This window comes from Lentilactobacillus raoultii (assembly GCF_900411375.1).
Classification (GTDB): Bacteria; Bacillota; Bacilli; order Lactobacillales; family Lactobacillaceae; genus Lentilactobacillus; species Lentilactobacillus raoultii.
In genome coordinates, this window is sequence record NZ_LS423000.1 from 137,191 (window position 1) to 162,441 (window position 25,251).

Here is a 25,251-nt window from a genome sequence, read left to right on the forward strand (position 1 = left end):
ATGATTATGCTATCAGTATAGCATTGATTAAACAACCTTTTAAAGTGCTATTGAAAAATAAACGGGCCAAGACAACTCTTTCAAAACTGATTTGTCCTGGTCCGTCTATAAAATTGATTCCATTATTCAGGATTGGCTTTGCTTAACTGCCATTGTAAATAAGCATTAATAAAGGGATCCAAATCACCGTCCATGACGCCATCAACGTTAGCCGTTTCATAATTTGTTCGATGATCCTTAACCATCGAATAGGGATGGAAAACATACGATCGAATTTGTGATCCCCAACCGATATCCAGTTGTTCACCCTCAATTTTAGCCTTTTCTTCCGCCTTTTTTTGTTCTTCCAATTCATAAAGTTTGGATTTCAACATGTTCATCGCCGTCTGCCGGTTCTGAAGCTGAGATCGTTGTGCTTGACTGGCAACGACAATTCCGGTTGGCAAATGCGTAATTCGAACAGCTGAAGACGTTTTGTTAACATGCTGGCCACCGGCACCACTCGATCGATAAACATCCACTTTTAAATCATCCGGGTTAATTTTAATTGAGACATCATCGTTTAACTCCGGCATAACATCAACTGATGCAAACGACGTGTGCCGTCGACCAGCAGAGTCAAATGGTGAAATTCGGACCAATCGGTGAACCCCCTTTTCAGAGCGTAAATACCCGTACGCATTTTCACCACTAATTAAAATGGCAACACTGCTAATACCGGCCACTTCGCCCACCTGGTAATCCAAAACTTGAACTTTAAAATCGTGTGCCTCAGCCCATCTGGTATACATTCTTAATAACATCGACCCCCAGTCTTGGGCTTCAGTGCCACCAGCTCCCGGATGGATTTCTAAGATCGCATTGTTGCGATCATATTTGCCATTTAATAATAACCCTAATTGATAACGATCAAGTTGTTTCTTCAACTTCGCCGCATGATCCACAAACTCGTCCTGCATCCCGGAATCCGGGTCTTCCGTGATTAGTTCCAACGTGACTTTTAAATCCTCCAGCTGATTGGCTAAAGCATTAAAGTTATCCCGCTTGGTTTTCAGTTGATTCGTTTCATCAATTAATTTCTGGGCCCGTTGCTGATCATCCCAGAAACCGGGCTCAGCCATTTTAGCTTCGTTAATACTGATGCTTTCACTCAAGGCATCAAAGTCAAAGTGACCTCCTAAAGCCATCGATGGCTTTTTGCATCTCTGCGATTTGTTTTTTGGCTTCACTTAATTCGAATGCCATTTTAATTCCCCATTTCATTTATTTTATCTACGATTTACTTAACAACGGCAAAAAAGAGGTTAGAACAAGTTGTCTTTGTTCCAGCCTCCCAATCATCAGCTATCTTTGCATATTTTGCCGAATCTCGGCCTTCATAAAGAGCCGGGTTGCATCATAATCAATATCTGCGATCATCTCTTCAAACATCTTGTAGCCTTCACGTTGGTACTCAACCAATGGATTTAATTGACCGTAGCCACGAAGACCGATCGACTGTCGAAGTTGATCCATCATATCGATGTGATCAGTCCAATGAGAATCAACCACCCGCAGAATCACCACTTTTTCAAATTCAAGCATTTGTGATTCATCGTAAAGTTGTTTTTGCTTCTCTTTGTAAACTGAATCGGCAAGTCCCATTAACATCTTTTTAATTTCATCAGGTGTCTTATTTTGAAAGTCTTCAAGCGAAATCTTATCCGGACTAACCATGGCGCTAATTGCAAAATCAAGAATTGTTTGGAGATCCCAATCTTCTTTTTCACCTTGGGTATGCAGATCAACAATCCGGTTAACCGTTCGTTCGATCATCGGCATAATAACCCACTTAAGATCTTTATTTTCTTCAATCACCTGTTGACGTTCACCATAAATGACTTCACGCTGTTGACGCATCACGTCATCATATTGAAGCACGTTTTTTCGTGAATCGTAGTTATTTCCTTCAACCCGCTTTTGGGCCGATTCAACCTGTTTGGTAATCATCTTAGAACGAATAACCGCATCTTCACCCTCGACGTTTAGATGTTCCAGGAAGTTTTTAATTTTATCTGACCCAAATCGACGCATTAAATCATCTTCAAGTGACAAATAAAATTGTGACAAGCCTGGATCACCTTGACGCCCGGAACGGCCACGAAGCTGATTATCGATTCGACGAGATTCATGTCGTTCAGTTCCGATAACAGCTAAACCGCCCAGTTCAACGACGCCGGGGCCAAGTTTGATATCTGTTCCTCGTCCAGCCATGTTGGTGGCAATCGTAACGGCACCCTTTTGGCCGGCATTCATGACAATATCCGCTTCTTTGGCATGGTTCTTTGCGTTTAAAACAACGTGTGGAATCTGCTCTTCATCCAAGCGTTTAGACAAGTATTCGGAAGTTTCAACCGCCACAGTACCAATTAACATGGGTTGCCCTTTTTTATGCAATTTTTTAATTTCTTTAATAACGGCATCAAATTTAGCATCCAACGTTGGGTACAACACATCAGGATGGTCAACTCGAACAACCGGTTTGTTGGTTGGGACTGAAATGACTTCCATGTTATAGATCTCACGGAATTCTTCAGCTTCGGTTTTAGCCGTTCCAGTCATTCCGGCAAGTTTTTTATACATCCGGAACATATTCTGGTAAGTGATGGTTGCCATTGTCTTACTTTCTTCTTGGATCTCAACGCCTTCCTTGGCTTCGATCGCCTGGTGAAGGCCGTCGGAGAATCGACGTCCCTGCATAATACGACCAGTAAAGGAATCAACAATCAAGACCTCACCATCTTGAACCACGTAGTCTTTATCCCGCAGCATAATGAAGTTAGCCCGCAGTGCTTGATCCAAATGGTGGGTTAAGGCTGTGTTGTCGGTATCGTATAAATTCTTTAAATTAAAGTACTTCTCAGCCTTTTCAATCCCTTTATCCGTTAACGAAACTGTTTTAGTTTCCAAGTCAATTTTAAAGTCTTCCCCTTCATGAAGGGTCTTGGCAAACCGGTCAGTTCGTTGATATAATTCGGATGTACCGGTTGATTGGCCAGAAATAATCAACGGTGTTCGCGCCTCATCGATCAAGATTGAATCCACCTCATCGACAATCGCAAAGTTAAGTGGCCGCTGAACCATTTCTTCTTTATAGGCCACCATGTTATCACGCAAATAGTCAAAACCAATTTCACTATTGGTAGAATAAGTGATATCGCAGGCATAGGCTTCTCGCTTTTGGTCCGGTGTCATTTCAGCTAAATTGGCACCAACTGTCAGTCCCAGCCAATTATATAGTTCACCCATTTCAGTTGCATCACGTTGAGAAAGGTATTCGTTAACCGTTACCACATGGACACCTTTACCAGCCAACGCATTCAAATAAACCGGCATCGTCGCAGTCAGCGTTTTTCCTTCACCGGTTTTCATTTCAGCAATATTACCTTCATGAAGAACAATGCCACCCATAATTTGAACATGGAATGGATAGAGGCCAAGGACTCGGCGAGCACCTTCACGAGCAACCGCAAAGGCTTCCGGAAGTAGATCATCAAGCGTTTCACCGTTTTGATAGCGTTTTTTAAATTCAGGCGTCTTGGCTTGTAATTCTTCATCACTGAGTTGACGATAATCATCCGCATATGCCCCAACCTTATCAGCAATTTTGCTTAATCGTTTGAGTTCATGCTTATCGCTTTCAACCCATTTTTTTAAAACATTAGCCATTGGAAAATTCCCTTCTAAATCAAGTTAATCAGTTTAGTTTATCTTTTTGTCGTTTAATTGACTACATACCTATTCATTGTAACATTCAAGGCCAACAATGAAAATACTTTGATAACAATTGATGTCTAAAAGCACGATTAACGTTGCCTAACCAATTGTTTAACCAAAAGAACTCATTGCAGCATTCATTTATCATAGTACATTCCGGTTTAATAGAAAAGGATAAGCTCGCTAAAGTCATCAATTTTTAATAATTTAAGCGAAAAAATTCCCCTTAAGCAACTAATTGACATAATTTAGTTGGCTTAAAGGGAATTTAAATTTTAGTCTTCACCGGTTTCAATCAAACCATAACGGCCATCATTTCGACGGTAAACAATGTCAATATTTGAAGTTTCGGCATCTTCATAAATAAAGAAGTCATGTCCCAACATGTCCATTTGAAGAATTGCCTCTTCGTTATCCATTGGTTTAAGTGCTAACCGTTTTGTGCGGACCACATCAAATTGAGATTGATTATCATCATCTGAATCTGAAGCTGTTTGATCCTCATTTGGAACAAATTCCAAATTCTTGAAGCCCTTTTCACGTGATTTCCGGTTAACCTTAGTCTTATACTTTCGAATTTGTCGTTCGAGCTTATCAGTCACCAAGTCAACACTGGCATATAAATCATTGGAAAGTTCTTCAGCCCGCAAAGTTAGAAATGGCAAAGGAATGGTTACCTCAACTTTAGCTTGTTTATCCGGATAAACCCTCAAATTGACATGAGCTGTATTCTTCATGTCCTTTTCAAAGTATTTCTCCAGCTTGCTGACCCGTTTTTCGACATAATCACGAATCGCTTGAGTGACCTCGATGTTTTCTCCACGAATGTTAAAATTTAGCATAACGTTCTCTCCCTTCACCATTAATGGTCCGGTAATGAAAGTGATTACATTACCAGCTACAACTTTAGTATAAATGAAAGTTCGTCTTTTAACAATCATCAGCTCCCAAATAATTTTAGCGGGCCAGGGTTAATCCACTGACAGAACTGGCACCAGCGCGGTATAACAAACTCGCAGCGTGTCTGATCGTCGTTCCGGTAGTGTAGACATCATCGACTATTACCACCGATTGATTGGTTATCAGAGAAGCTTTTTCAGGAATCAGTTCAAACGGTTGTTCGGTTTTAAGTCGTTGAAACCGGCCCTTTTCTGATTGACGCTGCTTTTTGGTTTCATAGCGGGTTTTCAAGCAATCAAGAAGTTGCACGCCTTCACACAGCCCCCGCACTTGATTAAAGCCGCGTCGCTGAATGGTACTTGGATGAACCGGAATAACTACAATAGATGATCTGAACGATTTTAACTTTGAAACCATTAGTTGATTAAAAACCGCCCTTAAGCGATAATCTCCCAGAAATTTATATTGTCTCATATACGCCTTCATGGCCGCATTATACTCAAAGAGTGCCTGGTTAACGAACAAATGGGGGAATTGCTGGTGCCATTTAACACAGTCTTGACACGGATCAATAGAATTCGCCGTCAGTTTTCGGCCACACTCGCAACAGGTTTTGACAGTTGAAAGCGCCACAAATTGCTTTAAACATGTATCGCAGACGGGAACTGGGTTTAACCTTTGAAGCGAAAAAATTTTTGATAATGTTAGGTCTGAGGAAACGATCCCTTGGCACAGCAAACAGTTCATTTGATAGCGCCCGCCCTTCGATTCATTTCCTTGATTTGGCGTTCGCAAGCTTTGACTTCACGCGTTTTGGTATCACAATATAATAGCACCCGGCCAGTTGGTCGATCGCTGTTTCGGCCAACTCGGCCAGCAATTTGAACAAGTGCTGATGACGAAAAGATGTCATCATCGGCTTTTAATACGATCACATCAATTCCAGGAAAGGTAACTCCCCGTTCCAAAATTGTTGTGGTAATTAAAAAATCCACTGCTTGACGACGCATGGCGGCCACTTTTTCCAACCTTGCCGGATCGGCTGAGTAAACAGTCAAAAACTGACAGTCAATATTGGCCTGTTCAATGGCCGCACTTACAAGCGCTAAATCCTTGATTCTTGGAACAAACAACAAAAAGCGTTGACGTTGTTTGACCAGATCGGTAATCATCTTTAAAACCGTTTTCGGGAGTTTTTGCTGATTAATTGTTCGTTTTAAATGCCGAATTTTAATCACTTTCGCAGTTGGCAGCAAGTGCCCATGATAACGAATTGGTAAGTAGCTAACTGAAAGTTCATGACGCTTGATTTTCTTTAAAAGCGCCGCATCCGGGGTGGCTGTCAAATATAAAACCGCACCGTCGGGTTTTAGTGCGTTCTTAACAGCATAATGCAGCATTTCATTTCCGGAAAACGGAAAAACATCAACTTCATCAATTACCATAACGTCAAAAGCCTGATAAAAGCGCAGCAATTGGTGAGTCGTACAAACAGTCAATTGACAATATTGGTAAGGTTGCTCACTTTTACCGTGCAGCAATATACTCGAAACTCGGCTAAAGGCAGCTTGAATTCTGGGAAATAATTCAATGCAAACGTCAACCCTTGGTGAAGCAATGCAAATTCGAAGCTGGTTGATGACCGCCCAATTAATCGCCGGAAACAGCATTTCAGTCTTCCCAGCACCAGTAACCGCCCACAAAAGATGTCGTTGACGTTTTTTAAAAACCTCAATAACCTTGTCTGCACATGCTTGCTGAAGCGACGTCAATTCTCCCTGCCAAGACATTGGCTTAGCCAACCGTTTAAACCGATTGGGCTCAACCATCGTTGCCAATTGCTGTCCCGTATCCATTCGGCCCATCTGGATGCAGACCCAGCAGTAATAAGTGCCATTTGGCAATTGAACCTCTTTTGGTTTTAACTTGGCGCCACACCGAAAGCATCGCACACGTCCATGTTCCAGCGTGACAGCCGGGCGAAGGATAAGTTGGGGATGCGCTTTGATTTTGGCCGGCAATTCTGATAACTTTATTTGGCGACCATACAACTCTGATATATGATTAATCATGTAATCACCTCACAAATTTTAAATACGATAAATCAGGAGGGATCTTTTTGACAAATCTATCACTCACCATTAAAGAAAACGGAACTTCTGAGCTCGTCATCAAAAAGTCCCGCTTTATTTGTACACTGGCGCGAATCGAAAATAAAACGCAAGCTAAAAAAATCATCGATGATGTCCGTCAGAAAAACGCCAAGGCAACCCACAACTGCTACGCCTATCTACTTGGTGACCAGGATCAAATTCAACGGGAAAGTGATAATGGTGAACCATCCGGAACAGCGGGAATCCCAATTCTTGAAGCGTTAAAAATGAATCAACTTCATAACGTTTTATCAGTCGTCACTCGATACTTCGGCGGCATTAAGTTAGGTGCCGGCGGGTTGATCAGAGCCTATAGCAACGCCACTTCCACTGCCATCGATCAGGTCGGCATTGTTAATCGAGTCTTAAAAAGACGCTTAACAATGACTGTTGACTATCATCAATTCGATCCGTTAACTTATTTTCTTAAAACCAATCAGATTACAATTCAAGATACGACGTACGGCGCCCAAGTAAAAGTCACGGTTGCCATTAAAAACGCTGAGCTTGATTTGTTTCGACAAAAAATATTAGATCTGCTTGGCGGTCACGTTGCATTTATCGTCGGAGATGACGAAATTTTTGAAGAACCCTTTTCTCGTGATGAACGCGAACAGTTAGAACACAAAAACTAAAAACGACTTTTCGGTGACCGGCCAGGGAATAAATTTCCTGCCAGAACACCGAAAAGTCGTTTTTAATTATTTCCAATAAAGTATGTAACCCAATGGCTAATCATCGTTACCATGATTTTCCTTACTTGTCGTATCCTTAACCAATTTTTTGATGCCGTTCAAGAGTGGCTGCCGATCTTCACCAACCAACCCAATCGTTTCGACAAACAGTTCCAATCCAATTAAAACGGCAATTGTTAGCAAAATCGAGCCCCAAAGAGTTGAAATTGGATACAATAGCGAAATGAAGGAAAAAATTAAGGCAATTCCGTAAATCACCAGGACAGTTTGGCGATGGGTCAAACCAATTTGCATTAATCGATGATGTAGGTGTCGTTTATCAGCGTGAGAAATCGGCTCACGATTGAGTAATCGTCTAAAAATTGCGTACACCGTATCGGTAATCGGCACACCCAGGATCATCACAGGAATCAATAACGTAATGAAAGTGGCATTCTTCAAACCAAACAATGAAAAGACCGCCATCATAAACCCGATAAATAGGGCACCAGTATCCCCTAAATAAATTCGAGCAGGAAAAAAATTATAAGGTAAAAAGCCAACGCATGAAGCTACCAAAGCAAAAATCATGATTGAAACGAAAATATTACCGACATTTAAAAAGAACATCCCGGTAATTCCCATAGTCGTCAAGGCAATAATTGACACCCCAGTTGCCAAACCATCCAACCCATCAATCAGATTAACTGCATTTGTAATGGCCAAAATCCACAGCCAGGTAACCGGTAAACTCAGCCAGCCCAAATGAAGCGTGAAAAACGGCAGCGTAATGGTGGTCATCTTAACGCCGGCAAAAAAATAAACCCAGAGGGCTGCTACCGAAATTCCAAGTACTTTTTGCCGCGGCCGCAGTACAAAAATGTCATCAACAATTCCGGTTAAAATAATAATCACTTCACCGCCATATATTCCCCAAATCGTTTTAGTCGGAAATTGATTACGTAGCAGCACCATTGTACAAAAGGTGTACGCAATAAAAATGGCCAACCCACCAATTGTTGGCATTGGAATCTTATTAACCCGCCGTTTATTTGGCCGGTCTTCAGCCCCCACCGCGAAGGCCAGCTTTCTTACAAACGGTGTTAATACCGCGGAAATAATCATAGTCGCAAATAAAGATACAATGATTTCGAATTTCAAATTTGAAACCTCGCTAACTTCTTTACATTTCTTATCAAATCAATTATACAGACGACGTTTCATAAAAACAAGCCGCGGACAATTGATAGGGACAAATCGGAAACGCTTTCTTTTTATACTTACAAATTGTACATTTTTTCACATTTTTGACAGATTCAGAGTTTTTGATTGTCATATTTCACAAAAACAATTATACTTAAGTTTGTAAGGTGACAGCATTTATGTAAACCTATACTTCACAAATGAAAGGAGTTTTCATCATGGCTGACAAAGCAAAAGTTACACAAAGTGCACCAGATGAAAAGAAAGATGCCCCTATTTTAATTCAAATGGGGATCTTTGCAGCTGTCTTATTTGTTTCAAGTTTAATCTCACCATTGTTCCCGGCAAACTTCCCAGTTCCGGTTCCGGTTGTTGGACTTGTTCTGCTTTATTTATTGTTGACTTTCCATATCGTGAAAGTTGAGTGGGTTGATAAGTTTGCCTCCTTCATGATCAGTTTGATTGCATTCCTATTTGTGCCTTCAGGAATCCAATTAACTGCGTCATTGGATATTATGAAGGCCCAAGGTGTCAAAATCATTATTGCTATTATTATTTCAACCGTTGTCCTACTGGTTGTGGTTGCTTACACCACATCATTATTTATTTGGATCCGAAAGTCACTTTTGCACGGCGACGTTAGTGTCAGTGATGAAGTGAAAAAATAATTTAATTTAGAAAGGGTGAGTTATTTATGAGCGCAACACAAACAACGATTATCACGTATCTTGGTACGCCAATCTTCGGGATCACGCTTTCAATTTTGCTATTCCTGTTTGGTCAATGGTTGTTTAAGATCGGCAAAGGTTTCTTCCTGTTTCAACCACTATTTGTTGGTATGGTATTAGGTATTTTTGTCCTGTGGTTGATGGCTAAAGCCTTTGGTGTTAATGTTACCTGGTTCTACACCAACGCCTATAAACCAGGCGGTGACATCATTTTCTGGTTCTTAAATCCGGCAACCATTGCATTTGCCGTTCCGCTTTACAAACGAAATGATATCGTTAAACGTTTCTGGTTGGAAATTCTATTGTCGCTAATTATTGGCCTGTTCATTTCCCTATTCGTCATTTACGGTGTCTCTAAGTTACTCGGGCTGGACAACAATGGTATCGCTTCAATGTTGCCACAAGCAGCTACTACAGCGATTGCAATGCCGATTTCCGGCGCCATTGGTGGCACACCTGCAATCACCGCAATGGCATGTATCCTAAACGCTGTTCTGATTTACGCATTGGCAACTTGGTTGATCAAGATCTTCCACTTGACTGAACCAATTGGCCAAGGGCTTGGTTTAGGAACTGCCGGCCACACGGTTGGTTCCGCAAAGGCACTTCAGTTAAGTTCAGCATCTGGTGCGATGGCCGCAATTGCCGTTGTTATCATTTCAATCGTTGTTGACTTGGTAGTGCCAACATTTGCAAACTTCATGGGACTGATTAAATAATCAGTAACCAATCAAATTAAAAAAGTCGGCTGGTTAACCTTGAATATCAGGGTTAGCCAGCCGACTTTTTTTAATTAATGAACCTACTCTTTTAAATGATAATTGTAATTGGAAATAATAATATTTTGTCTGGAATTTAAAATTGTTCGTAACCGCAAGCTGGTCTGGTTATGCAGCAAATTTTCCCACCGATGCTTGGGAACAAATTGCGGGACTAAGACGGTTGTGGAGTAATTACGATCCGCAGCTCGTTTAGCAATCACATCGCAAAACCTTAAAGTCGGTTGGGCAATGGACCGGTAAGAGGAGTGAATATCTACAAAGCGCACATTGGGAAATTCCTTTTTGAACTCTTCAGATGTTTTATGCTCTTTTTCTGGATTAGAGTCAAAGGAAACGTGCATGGCAATCACGTAGTCACCGATTGACTGCGCATAGCTAATGGCATTAGCCGTCACTCTGGTCACCCCACCAACCAATACAATGACTGTGGAGCCGTCATAATGATGAGTGGCTGTAATTTGCGTATCTTCCTCAACAACCCGTAACTGCTCAGCAACTCGCTTATAATGGTGATTAATCCGATAAAACAAGCGCAATAAGATCGGCATCACGATTAAATACGGCCAAACATTCGGAAACCTGAGCAAGAAGAGGCAAGTCACCAATGCTAGGGAAATAAAGGCCCCAACAAAGTTAATAACGGATTTAACCGGCCAATTCTTTCCCCGATGTCGCTGCCAATGAATAATCATGCCGGATTGAGACAATGTGAATGGGATGAAGACACCAACCGCATAAAGAGGAATCAAAGAATTGGTACGACCACCAAAAATTAAAATCAAGACAATCGCACCAACCGCCAGTGAAATGATCCCATTTGAATAGCCAAGGCGGTCGCCTTTATCCAAATAAGCGTGTGGTAAGAATTTATCTTTTGCCAGGTTGTAAGCCAGAATTGGAAACGCTGAAAACCCAGTATTAGCAGCAACGGCCAAAATCATCGCCGTTGATAACTGAAGCAAGTAATAAATAATCCCGTGGCCAAAGACAGCAACCCCAATCTGGGAAAGGACCGTTTCGTGGTTATTTGGTACAATTCCAAGATAATAACTCATGTACGTAATCCCGCCAAAGAAGATTGCCAAAATGGTGGCCATAATTGCCAAAGTGGCCGAAGCGTTGTGACTCTTAGGCTTCTTGAAGTTGGGTACCGCATTACTAATCGCTTCAACACCGGTTAGTGAAGATGACCCGGATGAAAATGCCCGGAAGAAAAGCACCAAAGTCATTCCTTCAACCGGCGCACCAATATGAGCAGCCGCATGATATTCCAAATGACCACTCATGATGTTATAAGCCCCGAAAATAATCATGGCTAAAATCATGACAATAAACAAATAAACCGGTAAGGTCAGAAAAGAAGCTGATTCGCGAATCCCCCGCAAATTCAGTAACATAATTCCGACAACAATCAGGGAAGAAATCAACACTTGGTGAGCATACAAACTCGGAATCGCTGAAGTAATGGCTTCAGTTGCAGAAGTTGTTGATACCGCAACGGTCAGCATATAATCAACCAGCAAGGAGCCACCAGCCACTAAGCCGGCCCGTTCACCCCAATTTGTGCTGGCAACTACGTATGCACCCCCACCAGAAGGATACGCATGAATAATTTGTTGATACGACAGCGTAATTGCGGCCAATAGAACCAACACAAGCGCTGCCACCCAAATTTGATACATCAACGCAGCAGCTGATAACGTGATCAGAATGGTGGTAATTTGTTCAGTCCCATAAGCAACTGACGATAGCGCATCAGATGATAATAACGCCAAAGCCTTAAATTTGGTCAAGGCTTGGCCGCCTTCGTCAGTGGTTTTTAACGGCTTACCAATTAAAAGCCGTTTTAAATATCGCCACATATAATCGTTACTCCTTTTATCATATTTACCATTCATGGTGAACCATAAAATAATAGTCCATCTTGCCTTTAATTACAAGTACTGATTATGTACACAAAAATAGTCACTAATACCATACAACAACAAAAAGCGCCCGACAAGCTCGGACGCCAATTTTGTTTGTCTGAATGACTATTTTTTAATTTAACTTACATGCCCATTCCCGGTTGTGGTGCAACTGGTGCAGCTGGCGCATCCTTCTTAGGCTCTTCGGCAACAACTGCTTCAGTGGTTAACAGCAAAGCTGAAACAGAAGCGGCGTTTTGAAGTGCTGAACGGGTAACCTTAGTAGGATCAACAATCCCATCGTCAATCATGCTTTCAAATTTACCATTTGCAGCATTGTACCCAATTCCAGGCTTCTCATCTTTTAATTTTTCAACAATGACTGAGCCTTCAACACCGGCATTTTCCGCAATTTGACGAACAGGTTCTTCAAGTGCGCGACGAACAATGTTAATCCCAGTTGCTTCATCACCATCAGCTTCAAGCTTGGCAATTTCAGGAATTACATTGATCAAAGCAGTACCACCGCCTGGGACAAAGCCTTCTTCAACGGCAGCTCGGGTAGCATTCAAAGCATCTTCGATCCGATACTTCTTTTCCTTTAGTTCAGTTTCAGTAGCAGCACCGACACGAACAACGGCAACTCCACCTGATAACTTAGCCAAACGTTCCTTCAGCTTATCACGGTCAAAGTCTGAAGTAGTCTTTTCAATTTGAGTCTTAATTTCTGAAACCCGTTGAGAAATTTGATCCTTAGCACCGGCACCGTCAACAATCGTTGTTGAATCCTTTGTCACGTTAACCTTGTTTGCTTGACCCAATTGTTCAAGGGTGGCATCTTTCAAATTCAAACCTAGATCGTCCGTAATAACGGTGGCGCCAGTCAAGATCGCAATATCTTGAAGTTGATCCTTGCGGCGATCACCAAAGCCAGGTGCTTTAACAGCAACCACGTTGAAGGTCCCACGCATCTTGTTCAAAACAAGTGTTGGTAATGCTTCACCACCGATATCATCAGCAATGATTAAGAGTGAACGACCTTGTTCAACAATCTTTTGAAGAAGTGGTAAAATATCTTGGATGTTGGTAATCTTCTTATCCGTTACCAAGATATAAGGATTGTCCAGATCGGCTTCCATCTTGTCGTTATCGGTTACCATGTACTGTGACATATAGCCACGGTCAAATTGCATTCCTTCAACAACGTCCAAGCTGGTTTCAACACCACGGGATTCTTCAATAGTGATAACCCCATCGTGACCAACCTTTTCCATTGCGTCGGCAATTAATTGACCAACTTCAGTATTAGCGGATGAAATTGATGCAATTTGAGCAATGTCATCTTTGGTTTTGACATCGTGTGACATCTTATGGAGGGCATCAACCGCCGTCTTAGTGGCTGTTTCAATTCCACGACGGATACCAACTGGGTTGGCACCAGCGGTTACGTTCTTCATTCCTTCATTCACAATCGCCTGTGTTAAAACCGTAGCAGTTGTTGTACCATCACCAGCGACATCATTGGTCTTTGAAGCAACTTCTGAAACCAACTTGGCGCCCATGTTTTCAAAATGATCCGGTAACTCAATTGCCTTGGCAATCGTCACACCATCATTGGTAATTGTAGGCGTTCCAGCAGTTTGTTCCAAAACAACATTTCGACCCTTAGGACCAATTGTGGCCTTAACCGTGTCTGCTAATTTGTCGACACCTTTGAGCATTGCACTGCGAGCATCTTCAGAAAACTTAACTTGTTTAGCCATTCCAAATTTCACCTCAAAAAATTATTTTTTTGATTATTTGTTAAATTGTTGAATTACTAATTCGCAATTTGATTATTCCACAATTGCGACAATATCTTTTTCATGTAAAACTAAATAGGATTTATCGTTATCTTCAATTTCCGTACCGGCGTACTTATCGAACATAACCTTGTCGCCCTTCTTAACAACCGGAGCAACCGTTTGGCCGTTATCTAAAACCCGGCCGGAGCCAACGGCAACAACAGTGCCTGTCTGAGGCTTCTTCTTAGCGTTGTCAGCCAACACAATGCCGCCAACGTTTTTTTCCTCTTCTTCTTCTCTTTCGATAATGACGCGATCTCCTAATGGTTTTAACACGTTAGTCCCTCCATTTGCAACAATTTTTAGCATCATTAGCACTCGCATGACAAAAGTGCTAATCACTGTTTATAATATATTATTTTTTGGCACGAAATGCAAGGACTTTTGATTGAAAGTCATGATTATTGAAACTTTTTCCAATTGGTTTCACTAATTAATTGACTGTTAGTGAAACAAAAAAACCGAAACAAACATTTCTGTCCGCTTCAGCCTCAGCCAAATGATCATTATTTACCAGCGTCATTACTTACCAAAATTTTCTATAAAGTAAATCAACGTCTGTAATTCATTAGTTAAATCAACATTTTGCACCAGCACATCATCCGGGACGGAAAGCCGAATCGGTGTAAAGTTCAAAATTCCCTTTACCCCACCGGCAACCGCATCATCGGTAACGGCTTGGGCAGCCTTTGATGGTACCGTTAAAATCACCACTTGAATTTGCTGTTCCTGAAGTTGATGGGCTAATTCCGGAATTGGATAAACCGGGACCCCGTCTTCAATCTTATTGACAATGTGGTCGTCAATATCAAAAGCCGCCGAAATTCTTACATTCCCGTCTTTGTGAAAATTGAAGTTCAGCAGGGCATGACCCAGATTCCCCACTCCAATCAAGGCAACGTTTGTTAAATGCTCTTGGTTTAAAATCTGTTTAAAAAATGTCAGCAGACTGTCAACTTCATAACCATAACCCCGTTTCCCCAGCGCGCCAAAATACGAAAAGTCTCGACGAATAGTTGCAGAATCAACTTGAACTGCCTCGGCCAATTCGGTTGAAGAAATTCGGTGTTTTCCTGTATCATGTAGTATATTTAAGTATCTGTAATAAATTGGTAACCGTTTTGCGGTTGCACGTGGAATATTTTCAGCTGTCAAGAAAATTTCCTCCTAAATTTCATATATTTTTGATAATAGCATACTTTGTGAATCCCTCTTTACTTAGTATTCTAACATAAGATAACATCTTGTGAAATACATTTCAAATATTAGCGCTGAAATTACTTCATAAAAGCTGTCAAAGGGGTGACAAACTTAACTAAACCGCTTAATATCAGAGGATATGATAAAATTAAAAAAATAAGCAATCTAACAGAAAGGTGGCACTCCAATGATTATTTTACAAGCCCAAGATCTAACTAAAAGATTCAACGGCATGACAATATTTTCTAAAGTTAATTTATCAATTCAGGAAAAAAGCCGAATTGCACTAGTTGGTCGAAACGGTGCCGGCAAATCCACATTAGTCAAAATGATCATCGGCGATCAATCGATTGACAGTGGTCAAGTAACCACTAAAAAGAATCTCACAATCGGCTACCTCGCCCAAGACACTGGTCTGGACTCCGATAAGGGCATCTATGAAGAAATGGCAAGTGTTTTCTCAGAATTAAAAAAACAGGAACACCAAATTCATGAATTAGAAGCACAGATGGGAACACTCAATCCGAAATCAGAAGCTTTTCAACGGGTTTCGGCAACCTATGACCACATCAGAGCAGATTTTGAACAACACAACGGGTATGGCTACGATGCTGAAATTCGGGGGGTTCTTCACGGCTTCGGTTTTGATCAGGATCAATATAATAAGCCGATTAACGAACTTTCGGGCGGTCAAAAAACGCAACTGGCACTCGCAAAATTACTGCTTGAAAAACCGGAACTGTTAATCCTTGATGAACCGACCAACCACTTGGATGTCGAAACCATCACTTGGTTGGAAGGTTACATTCAAAATTATAGTGGCGCCCTTCTAATTATTTCACATGACCGTTATTTTTTAGACCGAATTGTCAACGAAGTCTATGACTTAGCAAACGGGACATTGAAACACTATACTGGAAATTATACACAATATACGGAAAAGAAGGCCCAGGACATTTCCCTGCGTTGGAAAGCCTATGAAAAACAACAGGCAGAAATCACCAAATTACAAACCTTTGTTGATAAAAATATTGTCCGGGCTTCCACAACCAAGCAGGCCCAAGCCCGCCGAAAACAACTCGAAAAAATGCCCCGCATTGAAAAACCAACCAGTGACGGTAAAACAATCCGCTTTGCTTTTTCACCAAGCGCCAAAAGCGGTAATAACGTCTTAAAAGTCAGTGACGCAGCAGTTGGGTATACCAAAGTGCTTGCAGAGCCGATTAATTTGGACATTAAACGCCACCAGGCAATCGCAATTGTCGGCCCTAATGGCGTCGGTAAATCGACGTTATTAAAAAGCATTCTGGGAATCATCCCCTTTCTAAAAGGTTCAGCTCAGTTTGGAACGGGTGTTGATACTGGCTACTACGATCAGGAGCAGGCCTCACTGCACCCTTCCAAAACCGTTCTAAATGAAGTATGGGATGATCATCCAACAACTCCTGAGGGCGATATTAGAAGCATTTTAGGCAGCTTTCTTTTCTCAGGGGATGATGTTGCCAAAATGGTGCATGATTTATCAGGTGGTGAAAAGGCCCGCCTGCTTTTAACCAAATTGGCAATGCAACATAATAACTTTTTGATTCTGGACGAGCCGACCAATCATTTGGATATCGACAGTCGAGAGGTTCTTGAAAAAGCTTTAAACCAATTTGACGGCACCATTCTATTTGTTTCTCACGATCGTTACTTTATTAATAAAGTTGCTTCATCCGTGGTTGAACTTTCACGAACCGGCACAACTCTTTATCTGGGCGATTATGATTACTATGTGGATAAAAAAGCTGAGCAATTGGCGATTAAACACCACGAGCAAGAAAAGCTCGGAACCAGTGAGGCAGCCGAACATCCCGTTGCCTCATCAGCAGATAAAAAAAATTACCAAATTAATAAGCAAGCTCAAAGGAAAACCCGAAAGTTAAGCCGCGAGGTAACTGATCTAGAAACTCGACTAGATCAGCTGACTCATTCAAAAACTGAAGTTGAGACCAAAATGACGCAGCCTGAAGTTTTCAATGATCTTGACAAATCAGCTGAACTTCAAAAGAAGCTCGAGGCACTCAATCAGCAAATTAAACAGACTGAAAATGATTGGGAGAAAAAAAGTTTGGCACTGGAAGATCTTCAATCTTCGTAGTGACCATGTGATCCTAAAAACGGTCCTCAGAATCATCATCTAAATTGGCTTTATCCTTTTAGATAATGATTCACGAGGACCGCTTATTTTATTTCTTATTAAACATTCACTTTGTAACTAATTTGATACAGACTCGCCAAGCCAATCAAATTCCAAGCCGGGGTCGGCATTCAACGAAGCATCCGCAAATACTCGATGACGATATAGCATTTCACCAGCCGCGCCAATCATCGCGGCATTATCACCGCATAAAGATAACGGCACTAACATCAATGTTGTTTGGGGAAAAGCCTGTATTTCGTGCTCAAGTCGACTCCGCAAGCCTTGATTGGCTGCCACACCACCGCCTAGAATCAGTTGTTTGACCGGATAGTCGTGAAGTGCCCGAACCGTTTTATCAGCCAGTACGTCCACGACCGCTTGTTGAAAGCTCGCTGCCAAATCCTGTTTGTTCAGTTGCTCATGAATCTGATCAGCGTGATGAACCGTATTAATAAAGGCACTTTTCAATCCACTAAAGCTGAAGTCAAAGTTGTCATCCTGATCCATTGCCCGTGGAAAATTAAACGTATCATGTCCTTGATGGGCCATTTCATCAACTTGCTTACCAGCTGGATAATTAATGCCCAGCACCCGGCCAATTTTGTCATAAGCTTCACCTGCCGCATCGTCACGGGTTTCGCCAATGATTTCAAACCGATTCTCTTCAGGCATATAAACCAACTCGGTGTGGCCACCTGAAACAACTAAAGCCATTGCGGGGAATAAAATTGGTTTAACTAATCTTGCAGCGTAAATATGGCCTGCTAAATGGTTCACCGGAATTAATGGCAATTGATGGGCCCAAGCAACCGCCTTAGCTGCTGTCACCCCAATTAGCAGTGCGCCAACTAATCCTGGTCCATACGTTACCGCCACTGCCGTTAACTCATCATAGGTCACATTAGCTTGTTTTAAGGCATCATTAATACAACCGGTAATTTGTTCAATGTGGTGACGACTGGCGACTTCAGGCACCACGCCGCCAAATCGTTGATGGCTTTTTATTTGCGTTGCAACAATATTCGAAAGAATTTTTTCCCCATTTTCAATCACGGCAACGGAAGTCTCATCACAGCTTGTCTCAAACGAGAGAATCAGATTTTTTTCCAAAAATTTCACCCTTCTTAATTCAGTTAACCTACTTTAGTGATATCCAACACCATGTTTAATGCATCTTCTCGGTCATTGAAATAGTAATCTTTTTTGTAACCGTTATCTATAAAGCCAATGTCCCGATACAGTTTTTGTGCGCGGGTATTGCTAACTCGAACCTCCAGTGTTACTTTATCGTATTTTAACTGACGAGCCTTTTTAATAATGGTATTGACCAAAAAATAGCCGAGACCGTGATTTTGAAAATTGGGCGCAACGGCCACGTTTGTGATATGACAGTCCCTAGTATGATCGTTCAACGAACATCCAATGAAAGCCACCAACCAATCATTTCGTCTAAGGACTAAATACAACCGATCATTTTTACGCATCAATTCAGTTCGAAAGGCACGTTCATCCCATGGTGTTTGACCGCCGTAAACAGCTCGTTCAATCCCCAAAATCTCCGGAATATCCGGAATCATCGCTTTGGCCAGGAAATACTTCGTGCCGTTAATTTCGACATCATGATTTTTAATGTCCAGATAACGCTCACGAAGCTGAACCTGTTTGTTATAAAAGTTTTGTTGGAACCAGTCTTTAAATTTTTTCCACATAGTTACGCGCGTCCTCACCTGGATGATCTTTTTTCCAATCAGCTTCAGCTTTGGTTAGGCGTAAGTATCTCGGCACAACCGCATCAATATCAGATACCGGCCTTAATTTGGCACCATAGAGACCAAGTTTAGCCGCATTGGGGACACCCATTAAATTGTCAGCTACTTGCAATTGATTGCCAAACTGCTTTGAAAAAGCATCTAGAAACGGCGCTGTCTCTCCCAAAATTGTAATCGGCTCCTTAACGTCTGCCAATTTGGTCAGCCAATCATTAAGATTTGTGTGTTGATCAGCAATAACGGCTGTCATAACGCCGTTTTCCCAACGATAAAGTCCCGTAAACATATTTTGATTTCGAGCATCAAAAATCGGATTAATTAAGCTCTTAGACGTTGAAACGTTCAAAGCCAATGTTAATAGGCTCGAAACAGTTACCAGTTCGATCTGCAATGTACTGGCAAGCGTTTTTGCTGCAGTTGTAGCCATTCGAATGCCCGTATAAGACCCCGGTCCAGAAGCCACCACGATTCGATCCAAATCATTAGGCGTTAATGCCGACTTTTGAACCAAATCTTCAATCACCGGCATCAAAAATTCGGCGTGTTTCCGATGAGTCGTTAACGTGGTTTCGGCCAATAGCTGATCATTATCCATTACTGCAACGGATAATGGCTGGTTGGATGTGTCGATTGCTAAAATTTTCATCTAAAATTACCTTCTACATCATTTTTCTGCCATAAAAAGGTGGCACTGGACGATAAAACGTCATTCGACATAATTTCATGAACCGTTTTAACCTCGTCATGGTCTTGTGACTCAACAAGTACCGTACTCGTTACCCAGTTACCATATTTAACCTCGTTTTCAAACCGAATATCAATTTGGCGAGGCGTATGGGCAACCAAGAAATTAAGCGGCAAAACGTCTGTCATCCATTCAAGATAATGGGCATTATTGACGTGGCCGTTAAAATCAATGTCACTTGCCCTTACCTGATATTTTTTAGTAGTGGTCTGACTCGCATCGTCAATTCGCTTCGGACGCGGCAGCCGGGGAACCCGGCGAACCTGCTCTGAACGATAGGGCCGAATAATATCTTGTGGGATTTCGGTAATTTTGCGAGCTTTTTCATCCATCAAGACCCAGATACTATCCACCTTAACTAATTCATTTCCCTGTTCATCGTGTATCCAAAATTCTCGATAAGCAAAAAAACGGTTATATGAAGTTCCTCTAGTTGTAATTTTAACAGTTTCATCTACCCGTGGCAGTTGTTTGATTTTAATTGAATATTGAGTCACTACCCAGCCAACTCCGTAACGATCAATTAATGTTTGCTGTGCAACTCCCAGCTTTGCGTTTTGATGATCTGAACAAAGCATTAAAATGTTAATAAGCATTGGCATCGTCATTCGATAAGTGACATCTCCCTCAAAAAAGGGAATTGTATGATTTTCACTATACTGATCTGCAGGCATTGACACGTCTTCTTTCCAGCATCATCTTAATTCAAATGATGACTTATTTAATCTGATGGTATTCATTATAAACGATTTGTTTGCGTAAGTGATGGGACTTGGCAACTTTTTTTATGGCTTCATTCACAGGCAGCCCACCTTCAATAAAGCGGTCCACCTGCTGTGATAATGACAGATTGGCAATCAACTCATCCTGGTCCGTCTGAACGGGATGCTGATTACCACTCACAATGATCACAAACTCCCCACGAATAGTGGTTCCATCAGCCCAAGCGATTAGTTGTTCAAGTGACCCCCTGATAAATTCTTCATGTTTCTTGGTCAACTCTCGGCAGAGTGAAGCCATTCTGGAATCACCCAAAACAGCTTGCAGCATTTTTAAAGTCTTAAGAAGTCTGTGGGGCGCTTCATAAAAAATCAACGTTTCCGGACGATCAACCAATTCGGTTAATTCATGTCGCTGATCTTTTGGCTTTCGTGGCAGGAAACCATAAAAGTAGAAGGGCTGGGGAGAAATTCCCGACGCAATTAAGGCAGTTAGGCCAGCATTGGCGCCCGGTAACGGCACAACCGGGATCTGTGCTTTAATGCAGGCAGTTACCAACTCGTGACCCGGGTCACTGATAGACGGCATCCCAGCATCACTCACTTGGGCAATCGTTAACCCATCTTTTAATCGATTAATTAATTCAGGAATTCTTTGAACTGTATTATGTTCATGAAAACTAATTTGCTTGGTTTCAATTTCAAAATGATTAAGCAGCTTCTGAGTATTTCGCGTATCCTCTGCAGCAATGAGATCAGCCTGCTTCATTACCGAAACGGCCCGAAACGTCATATCCGCCAAATTACCAATGGGTGTTGGGACCAAGTAAAGGGTTCCAAATTTATTTTTTGGATCAAAACTTTTTTGAGTTATCACTGACTATTAATCCCTTCGACCATAAATAATTTCTGTGCAAAAAATACAATCCTCACCGTTTTCACGACGTTTACCGTAATAGGAACTGCAAACATGAAAGCCTTCATTATAAAGCTTTTCAAGATTCTTACGAGATTCAGATAATTCAGGAGAATTATGACCGACTTTCTCCGTGATCTGATTGATTCGATCTCGTAAATGCTGGTTTTCAATTTCTAATTCAGCATTCTTTTCCATTAATTCAATTAATGATTCGTGCAATTGAGAGAATTCTGCCGCAGTTGCGCCTAGATGCTGATTCATTTCTTTTAACTCATCATATAAGTTTTGACTATCCACTACTACCTCATCCTTTAAAGTTTGCTGGCTTAACAATCGCTAACATCTTTAGCGTCACGGATTCAATGATATTTTGAAAATTGACGTTAACTGCCATACTACGGTGTGTCTCCAATAAATCTCCAAGCATCGCCATCAGCTGAGTACTTGACCACTTTTGAGCGGCTTGCTGGGTATCAGCCGCTATCTCCGGAAATTTAACGGCGGTTTTCTTTAACGTGTGATATTTAATTTCAAGCACTTCATCAAAAATGCTGATCATTATTGATAAGGCTACCCGTTGTCGTTCCTTACCCGTTATTAATGGCATCAGTGTCATTTGAATCGCCGGCATTGCCATCGGGTTGCCTTTCACTAAATAGTCAAACCATTTTGAAATAGCCTGCTGCAAAGAGGTGAACCAATTGTCGGCTTGCCAACTTTGAACTTCCGATAAACTGTTGGTTAATGACATGAGTAAATTAACTTGACTGGGCAGGATCCCAGATTCACGCAATTCTTTTGCCATGATGTCTTTCCCAACGCTGGGAAACTCAACGACCTGAGTTCGCGACACAATCGTTGGTAAAATCAAATGTCGATTTTGACTCAATAAAAAGCTGACCACATTTCCAGTCGGCTCTTCAATAAACTTTAATAAACTATTAGCAGCACTGGTCGTCATTTTTTCGGCGTCGGAAATAATGAAAACCTTTTTGGCTCCCTCCATAGCACTCTTCGTGAACTCACTCTTGACATGGCGAATTTGATCAACTTTAATACTGAGTCCGTCCGGTTTAGTCATCACAACATCCGGATGATCATGATTCATAATCCGTGTGCACTCCGGACATTTGCCACAGGGGTATCCATCCTGAAGATTGGTACAAAACAGCCGCATGGCGATTCCAATGGCAACTGCTTCTTGACCGGCACCATCCTCGCCCGTGAAAAGATAAGCGTGGGACAATTCATTTCGATCTATCACGTGCATAAATTGATGAAATAGCTTAGGTTGTTTAATTTTTGCTTCATTTAAAACATTTTCCGCCATACTTAACCTCTAAAATTGATGAAACTGTTCGATTGGTAAGACCATTACCGTTGCGCCCCCGACTTGCACTTCAATTGGAAACGTGTGCTCTGCCGTATCACCGTTCAAACTGACGGGTGGCGTCATAAACTGCTGACGCGCCGAGCAAGTTTCCTTAATCAATTGCAGTGTTAAAGGAACCTTTTCGTCATCAACAGCCACTAGATAAGTCGTATTTCCGGCTCTCAAGAAGCTGCCGGTTGTTGAAAATCTGGTTGCAACAATATCATGAGCAACAAAAACCGAGCGTAGTTTGTTGGCATCCTTATCTTGCACAATGGCAATGACTAATTTCATAGTGAGTCCTCCTCAAAAAATTCACTGGCAATTTGGTGAATCGCATGGGTTGTGTCTTCAACGACTTTTTCAATTGGCTGGGTGGCATCAATCACCAAAAAGCGTCTTTGATTGCTATTAATAATTTGCAAATAACCTTGATGGACCCGCCGATGAAAAGCCACGGTCTCCACATCCAAGCGATCAATCTTACTTGAGTCACGATGCTTGGCGATTCGATTCAACCCAACTTCAACAGGGATATCAAAATAAATGGTTTTGAAGGGTAACAATTTCTCAGTCGCAAATTCGTTCATTTGAGCCACAGCCTGCATGCCAATTTGGCGACCAGCGCCCTGATACGCCACCGAACTGTCAACGTAACGATCGCAGAGAACCAATTTATTGGTTTTTAAAGCCGGTAAAATCGTTTCAACTAAATGTTGCCGACGGGCAGCCGCATATAATAAGGCTTCAGTCCGGTAATCCATTTCTGTATTCTTTCGATCCAAAATGACCCGCCGAATTTGCTCAGAAATCTTATTACCGCCTGGTTCCCTGGTAACCAACATCCGATCACCGAGTTGAGATTGAAACTGTTCGACAACTTTGTGCATAACAGACGTTTTCCCAGCACCATCAGGGCCTTCAAACGTAATAAATTTGCCAATCAAAATACTTCCCCTCACTTCTATATTTAGATCAATTGTACTGTATGTTGTCAAGCCTGTCTATTAAGGCATGCAGCGATTAGTCAATAGTTTGAGTAAACAATTGGATAAATAAAAAAGTGATTCACGTTAAAATGCCGGTTTAAATCTCAAACAATCGTGTCTCAGAAACACCGAACATTCATCAAGAATCACTCAAATTTTATCCCTAATTTTAGCTACTGAAAATCATCATGGTCATAACTAATTACTGACGCTTGAATATGATCATTTTTAATATGCCTAAGTCGGGCCTCTTTATAAATAAAGAAGAATTTTTGCTTTGCCAACGCGGTTTCCTGAGTCATTTCAATGTCACTATCAGCAACGGCATTCTGAGTTTGAACGGCATGGTCCCACTCTTCTTTAAGTTGGTTAATCAAATCCAGCAGCCGTTGATCATATTCAGCTTTAATATTTTGTCTTTTAAAGCCACCAAACCACATCATCATTGCCTCCGTTACATTTCAGTTCGGCCTTGGACAGCCTTATACAGCGTCATTTCATCTGCATATTCAATATCTGTTCCAACTGACAAGCCATGTGCCAACCGAGTCACCCGAATACCGGCCGGCTTGATTAATTTGCTGAGATACATAGCCGTTGCCTCGCCCTCTGGGGTCGCATTAGTTGCAACAATTACTTCTTTAACTTTGTCATTTTTTTGAAGCCGTTTAATTAAAGAGCTAATATTCAAGTCTTCCGGCCCTTTGCCCTCAATCGGTGACAACACACCGTGAAGCACGTGGTAAAGGCCATGATACTCCTGAACTTTCTCCATCACCATAATGTCTTTTGGCTGTTCAACAACCAAAATTTTGGTTTGGTCACGGGTTTTATCACGACAAATTTCGCAAGGATCTTCATCAGTTAAATTGCCACAAATTGAACAATAGTGCAAATCATTCTTAGTAGCGATTAACGCTTGTGAAAATTCTTTCACATCTTCTTTATTCATATCAACCGTATAGAAAGCCAGTCGGGTCGCTGTTTTATTACCAATCCCAGGTAGTTTCATATAACTGTCAATTAATTTTGCAATTGGTTCGGGATACTGCATAATTTTTCCTTCCTCAGTAAAATGCTACATTCCCGGAATGCCTTTAGTGTATTTCCCCATTTTGCTTTGAGTGGTTTCTGTGATTTTCTTCATGGCATCATTGACAGCCGCAACAATCAAATCAGATAGCATTTCCGGATCATCTGGATCAATTGCTTCCGGTTTAATCTTAGCATCCGTCATTTCTCGTTGGCCGTTAAATGTCACAACCACCATATCGTCAGGAGAACTACCGGTAAATTCCTGCTTGTTTAAATTATCCTGTTCTTCTTTGATTTGTTTTTGCATTTTCTGCATCTGTTGCATCATTTTGTTCATATTCATTCGATTCATCATAATCTCCATTCCTCCAACT

General features: G+C 41.5%; 26 protein-coding genes. 4 read left to right on the top strand and 22 right to left on the bottom strand.

The features are described from left to right. Positions 1 to 122 precede the first annotated feature (122 nt). The 5 genes from prfB to ED605_RS12580 all read right to left on the bottom strand — a co-directional run bounded on the left by prfB (position 123) and on the right by ED605_RS12580 (position 6,728). Positions 123 to 1,245 (bottom strand): peptide chain release factor 2 gene (gene prfB, locus ED605_RS12560; RefSeq protein WP_191981377.1). Its coding sequence is split into 2 segments (ribosomal slippage): positions 123 to 1,166 and positions 1,168 to 1,245, totalling 1,122 coding nucleotides; the frame shifts between segments, so codons are not numbered across the junction. A gap of 99 nt (positions 1,246 to 1,344) precedes the next feature. Further along, positions 1,345 to 3,708, bottom strand: coding sequence for a preprotein translocase subunit SecA (secA, locus tag ED605_RS12565; protein ID WP_121979236.1), 2,364 nt, complete (start codon positions 3,706 to 3,708; stop codon positions 1,345 to 1,347). A gap of 323 nt (positions 3,709 to 4,031) precedes the next feature. Next, the gene (gene hpf / locus ED605_RS12570; protein ID WP_121979237.1) at positions 4,032 to 4,598 is read right to left on the bottom strand and encodes a ribosome hibernation-promoting factor, HPF/YfiA family; all 567 of its coding nucleotides are present in this window, start codon (positions 4,596 to 4,598) and stop codon (positions 4,032 to 4,034) included. A 115-nt stretch (positions 4,599 to 4,713) separates the two neighbouring features. Next, complete coding sequence (locus tag ED605_RS14800) at positions 4,714 to 5,130, bottom strand: ComF family protein (RefSeq protein WP_225419137.1); 417 nt, start codon at positions 5,128 to 5,130, stop codon at positions 4,714 to 4,716. Between the two features lie 269 nt (positions 5,131 to 5,399). Next, entirely contained in the window at positions 5,400 to 6,728 is a 1,329-nt protein-coding gene (locus ED605_RS12580; protein WP_121979239.1) for an ATP-dependent helicase ComFA, read from the bottom strand. 47 nt (positions 6,729 to 6,775) lie between these two features. Between ED605_RS12580 and ED605_RS12585 the strand changes: the two genes are divergently transcribed. Continuing rightward, complete coding sequence (locus ED605_RS12585) at positions 6,776 to 7,444, top strand: YigZ family protein (RefSeq protein WP_121979240.1); 669 nt, start codon at positions 6,776 to 6,778, stop codon at positions 7,442 to 7,444. A 96-nt stretch (positions 7,445 to 7,540) separates the two neighbouring features. Here the strand turns inward: ED605_RS12585 and ED605_RS12590 are convergent, their stop codons facing one another. Beyond that, positions 7,541 to 8,644, bottom strand: a complete 1,104-nt coding sequence (locus ED605_RS12590; RefSeq protein WP_121979241.1) for a glycosyltransferase family 4 protein — start codon at positions 8,642 to 8,644, stop codon at positions 7,541 to 7,543. Between the two features lie 260 nt (positions 8,645 to 8,904). On the opposite strand from ED605_RS12590, the gene ED605_RS12595 reads away from it, so the two are divergent. Both ED605_RS12595 and lrgB read left to right on the top strand, forming a co-directional pair. Further along, positions 8,905 to 9,354, top strand: a complete 450-nt coding sequence (locus tag ED605_RS12595; protein ID WP_121979242.1) for a CidA/LrgA family protein — start codon at positions 8,905 to 8,907, stop codon at positions 9,352 to 9,354. Between the two features lie 26 nt (positions 9,355 to 9,380). After that, positions 9,381 to 10,133, top strand: a complete 753-nt coding sequence (gene lrgB / locus ED605_RS12600) for an antiholin-like protein LrgB (RefSeq protein ID WP_121979243.1) — start codon at positions 9,381 to 9,383, stop codon at positions 10,131 to 10,133. 83 nt (positions 10,134 to 10,216) lie between these two features. On the opposite strand, the gene kimA is transcribed toward lrgB, so the two are convergent. The 4 genes from kimA to ED605_RS12620 form a co-directional block, all read right to left on the bottom strand. Next, positions 10,217 to 12,058, bottom strand: coding sequence for a potassium transporter KimA (gene kimA / locus ED605_RS12605; protein ID WP_121979244.1), 1,842 nt, complete (start codon positions 12,056 to 12,058; stop codon positions 10,217 to 10,219). A gap of 188 nt (positions 12,059 to 12,246) precedes the next feature. Next, the gene (gene groL / locus ED605_RS12610) at positions 12,247 to 13,866 is read right to left on the bottom strand and encodes a chaperonin GroEL (protein WP_121979245.1); all 1,620 of its coding nucleotides are present in this window, start codon (positions 13,864 to 13,866) and stop codon (positions 12,247 to 12,249) included. A gap of 72 nt (positions 13,867 to 13,938) precedes the next feature. Beyond that, positions 13,939 to 14,223, bottom strand: coding sequence for a co-chaperone GroES (gene groES, locus ED605_RS12615; RefSeq protein WP_191981378.1), 285 nt, complete (start codon positions 14,221 to 14,223; stop codon positions 13,939 to 13,941). 246 nt (positions 14,224 to 14,469) lie between these two features. Continuing rightward, entirely contained in the window at positions 14,470 to 15,102 is a 633-nt protein-coding gene (locus tag ED605_RS12620; RefSeq protein WP_121979247.1) for a redox-sensing transcriptional repressor Rex, read from the bottom strand. Between the two features lie 232 nt (positions 15,103 to 15,334). Here ED605_RS12620 and ED605_RS12625 point away from each other — a divergent pair, with 232 nt between their 5' ends. Next, complete coding sequence (locus ED605_RS12625; protein WP_121979248.1) at positions 15,335 to 17,287, top strand: ABC-F family ATP-binding cassette domain-containing protein; 1,953 nt, start codon at positions 15,335 to 15,337, stop codon at positions 17,285 to 17,287. Between the two features lie 117 nt (positions 17,288 to 17,404). On the opposite strand, the gene tsaD is transcribed toward ED605_RS12625, so the two are convergent. From tsaD to ED605_RS12685, 12 genes are all read right to left on the bottom strand, one after another. Continuing rightward, positions 17,405 to 18,448, bottom strand: a complete 1,044-nt coding sequence (gene tsaD / locus ED605_RS12630) for a tRNA (adenosine(37)-N6)-threonylcarbamoyltransferase complex transferase subunit TsaD (RefSeq protein ID WP_225419138.1) — start codon at positions 18,446 to 18,448, stop codon at positions 17,405 to 17,407. Between the two features lie 14 nt (positions 18,449 to 18,462). After that, positions 18,463 to 19,038, bottom strand: a complete 576-nt coding sequence (rimI, locus tag ED605_RS12635; protein ID WP_121979250.1) for a ribosomal protein S18-alanine N-acetyltransferase — start codon at positions 19,036 to 19,038, stop codon at positions 18,463 to 18,465. Further along, positions 19,022 to 19,744 (bottom strand): tRNA (adenosine(37)-N6)-threonylcarbamoyltransferase complex dimerization subunit type 1 TsaB, encoded by a 723-nt coding sequence (tsaB, locus tag ED605_RS12640; protein WP_121979251.1) that lies wholly within the window; start codon positions 19,742 to 19,744, stop codon positions 19,022 to 19,024. The genes rimI and tsaB overlap by 17 nt, the downstream gene beginning before the upstream one ends. Then, positions 19,741 to 20,517 (bottom strand): acyl-[acyl-carrier-protein] thioesterase, encoded by a 777-nt coding sequence (locus tag ED605_RS12645; RefSeq protein WP_121979252.1) that lies wholly within the window; start codon positions 20,515 to 20,517, stop codon positions 19,741 to 19,743. Before ED605_RS12645 ends, tsaB begins: the two co-directional genes overlap by 4 nt. 43 nt (positions 20,518 to 20,560) lie before the next feature. Further along, a complete protein-coding gene (rsmI, locus tag ED605_RS12650) occupies positions 20,561 to 21,439 on the bottom strand; it encodes a 16S rRNA (cytidine(1402)-2'-O)-methyltransferase (RefSeq protein WP_121979253.1) in 879 nt (292 codons plus the stop codon). A gap of 6 nt (positions 21,440 to 21,445) precedes the next feature. Further along, on the bottom strand, positions 21,446 to 21,778 hold the full coding sequence (locus ED605_RS12655) for a DNA replication initiation control protein YabA (protein ID WP_121979254.1): 333 nt from the start codon (positions 21,776 to 21,778) through the stop codon (positions 21,446 to 21,448). Between the two features lie 7 nt (positions 21,779 to 21,785). Further along, positions 21,786 to 22,811, bottom strand: a complete 1,026-nt coding sequence (gene holB, locus ED605_RS12660; RefSeq protein WP_121979255.1) for a DNA polymerase III subunit delta' — start codon at positions 22,809 to 22,811, stop codon at positions 21,786 to 21,788. A 9-nt stretch (positions 22,812 to 22,820) separates the two neighbouring features. Beyond that, the gene (gene darA, locus ED605_RS12665; RefSeq protein ID WP_121979256.1) at positions 22,821 to 23,147 is read right to left on the bottom strand and encodes a cyclic di-AMP receptor DarA; all 327 of its coding nucleotides are present in this window, start codon (positions 23,145 to 23,147) and stop codon (positions 22,821 to 22,823) included. Then, positions 23,144 to 23,800, bottom strand: coding sequence for a dTMP kinase (gene tmk / locus ED605_RS12670; protein WP_121979257.1), 657 nt, complete (start codon positions 23,798 to 23,800; stop codon positions 23,144 to 23,146). Before tmk ends, darA begins: the two co-directional genes overlap by 4 nt. A 215-nt stretch (positions 23,801 to 24,015) precedes the next feature. Then, positions 24,016 to 24,285: a YaaL family protein gene (locus tag ED605_RS12675; protein WP_121979258.1), complete on the bottom strand. Its 270-nt coding sequence runs from the start codon at positions 24,283 to 24,285 to the stop codon at positions 24,016 to 24,018. 11 nt (positions 24,286 to 24,296) lie between these two features. Continuing rightward, positions 24,297 to 24,896: a recombination mediator RecR gene (gene recR, locus ED605_RS12680; RefSeq protein ID WP_121979259.1), complete on the bottom strand. Its 600-nt coding sequence runs from the start codon at positions 24,894 to 24,896 to the stop codon at positions 24,297 to 24,299. Positions 24,897 to 24,920: 24 nt separating this feature from the next. Continuing rightward, complete coding sequence (locus ED605_RS12685; RefSeq protein ID WP_121979260.1) at positions 24,921 to 25,232, bottom strand: YbaB/EbfC family nucleoid-associated protein; 312 nt, start codon at positions 25,230 to 25,232, stop codon at positions 24,921 to 24,923. Positions 25,233 to 25,251: the final 19 nt, after the last annotated feature.

Coding starts and splice junctions, on each gene's coding strand:
- secA (WP_121979236.1), bottom strand. CDS start 3,708: ATGGCTAATGTTTTAAAAAAATGGGTTGAAAGCGATAAGCATGAACTC.
- hpf (WP_121979237.1), bottom strand. CDS start 4,598: ATGCTAAATTTTAACATTCGTGGAGAAAACATCGAGGTCACTCAAGCG.
- ED605_RS14800 (WP_225419137.1), bottom strand. CDS start 5,130: ATGAGACAATATAAATTTCTGGGAGATTATCGCTTAAGGGCGGTTTTT.
- ED605_RS12580 (WP_121979239.1), bottom strand. CDS start 6,728: ATGATTAATCATATATCAGAGTTGTATGGTCGCCAAATAAAGTTATCA.
- ED605_RS12595 (WP_121979242.1), top strand. CDS start 8,905: ATGGCTGACAAAGCAAAAGTTACACAAAGTGCACCAGATGAAAAGAAA.
- lrgB (WP_121979243.1), top strand. CDS start 9,381: ATGAGCGCAACACAAACAACGATTATCACGTATCTTGGTACGCCAATC.
- kimA (WP_121979244.1), bottom strand. CDS start 12,058: ATGTGGCGATATTTAAAACGGCTTTTAATTGGTAAGCCGTTAAAAACC.
- groL (WP_121979245.1), bottom strand. CDS start 13,866: ATGGCTAAACAAGTTAAGTTTTCTGAAGATGCTCGCAGTGCAATGCTC.
- ED605_RS12625 (WP_121979248.1), top strand. CDS start 15,335: ATGATTATTTTACAAGCCCAAGATCTAACTAAAAGATTCAACGGCATG.
- rimI (WP_121979250.1), bottom strand. CDS start 19,038: ATGTGGAAAAAATTTAAAGACTGGTTCCAACAAAACTTTTATAACAAA.
- tsaB (WP_121979251.1), bottom strand. CDS start 19,744: ATGAAAATTTTAGCAATCGACACATCCAACCAGCCATTATCCGTTGCA.
- ED605_RS12645 (WP_121979252.1), bottom strand. CDS start 20,517: ATGCCTGCAGATCAGTATAGTGAAAATCATACAATTCCCTTTTTTGAG.
- holB (WP_121979255.1), bottom strand. CDS start 22,811: ATGGCGGAAAATGTTTTAAATGAAGCAAAAATTAAACAACCTAAGCTA.
- darA (WP_121979256.1), bottom strand. CDS start 23,147: ATGAAATTAGTCATTGCCATTGTGCAAGATAAGGATGCCAACAAACTA.
- ED605_RS12675 (WP_121979258.1), bottom strand. CDS start 24,285: ATGATGTGGTTTGGTGGCTTTAAAAGACAAAATATTAAAGCTGAATAT.
- recR (WP_121979259.1), bottom strand. CDS start 24,896: ATGCAGTATCCCGAACCAATTGCAAAATTAATTGACAGTTATATGAAA.
- ED605_RS12685 (WP_121979260.1), bottom strand. CDS start 25,232: ATGATGAATCGAATGAATATGAACAAAATGATGCAACAGATGCAGAAA.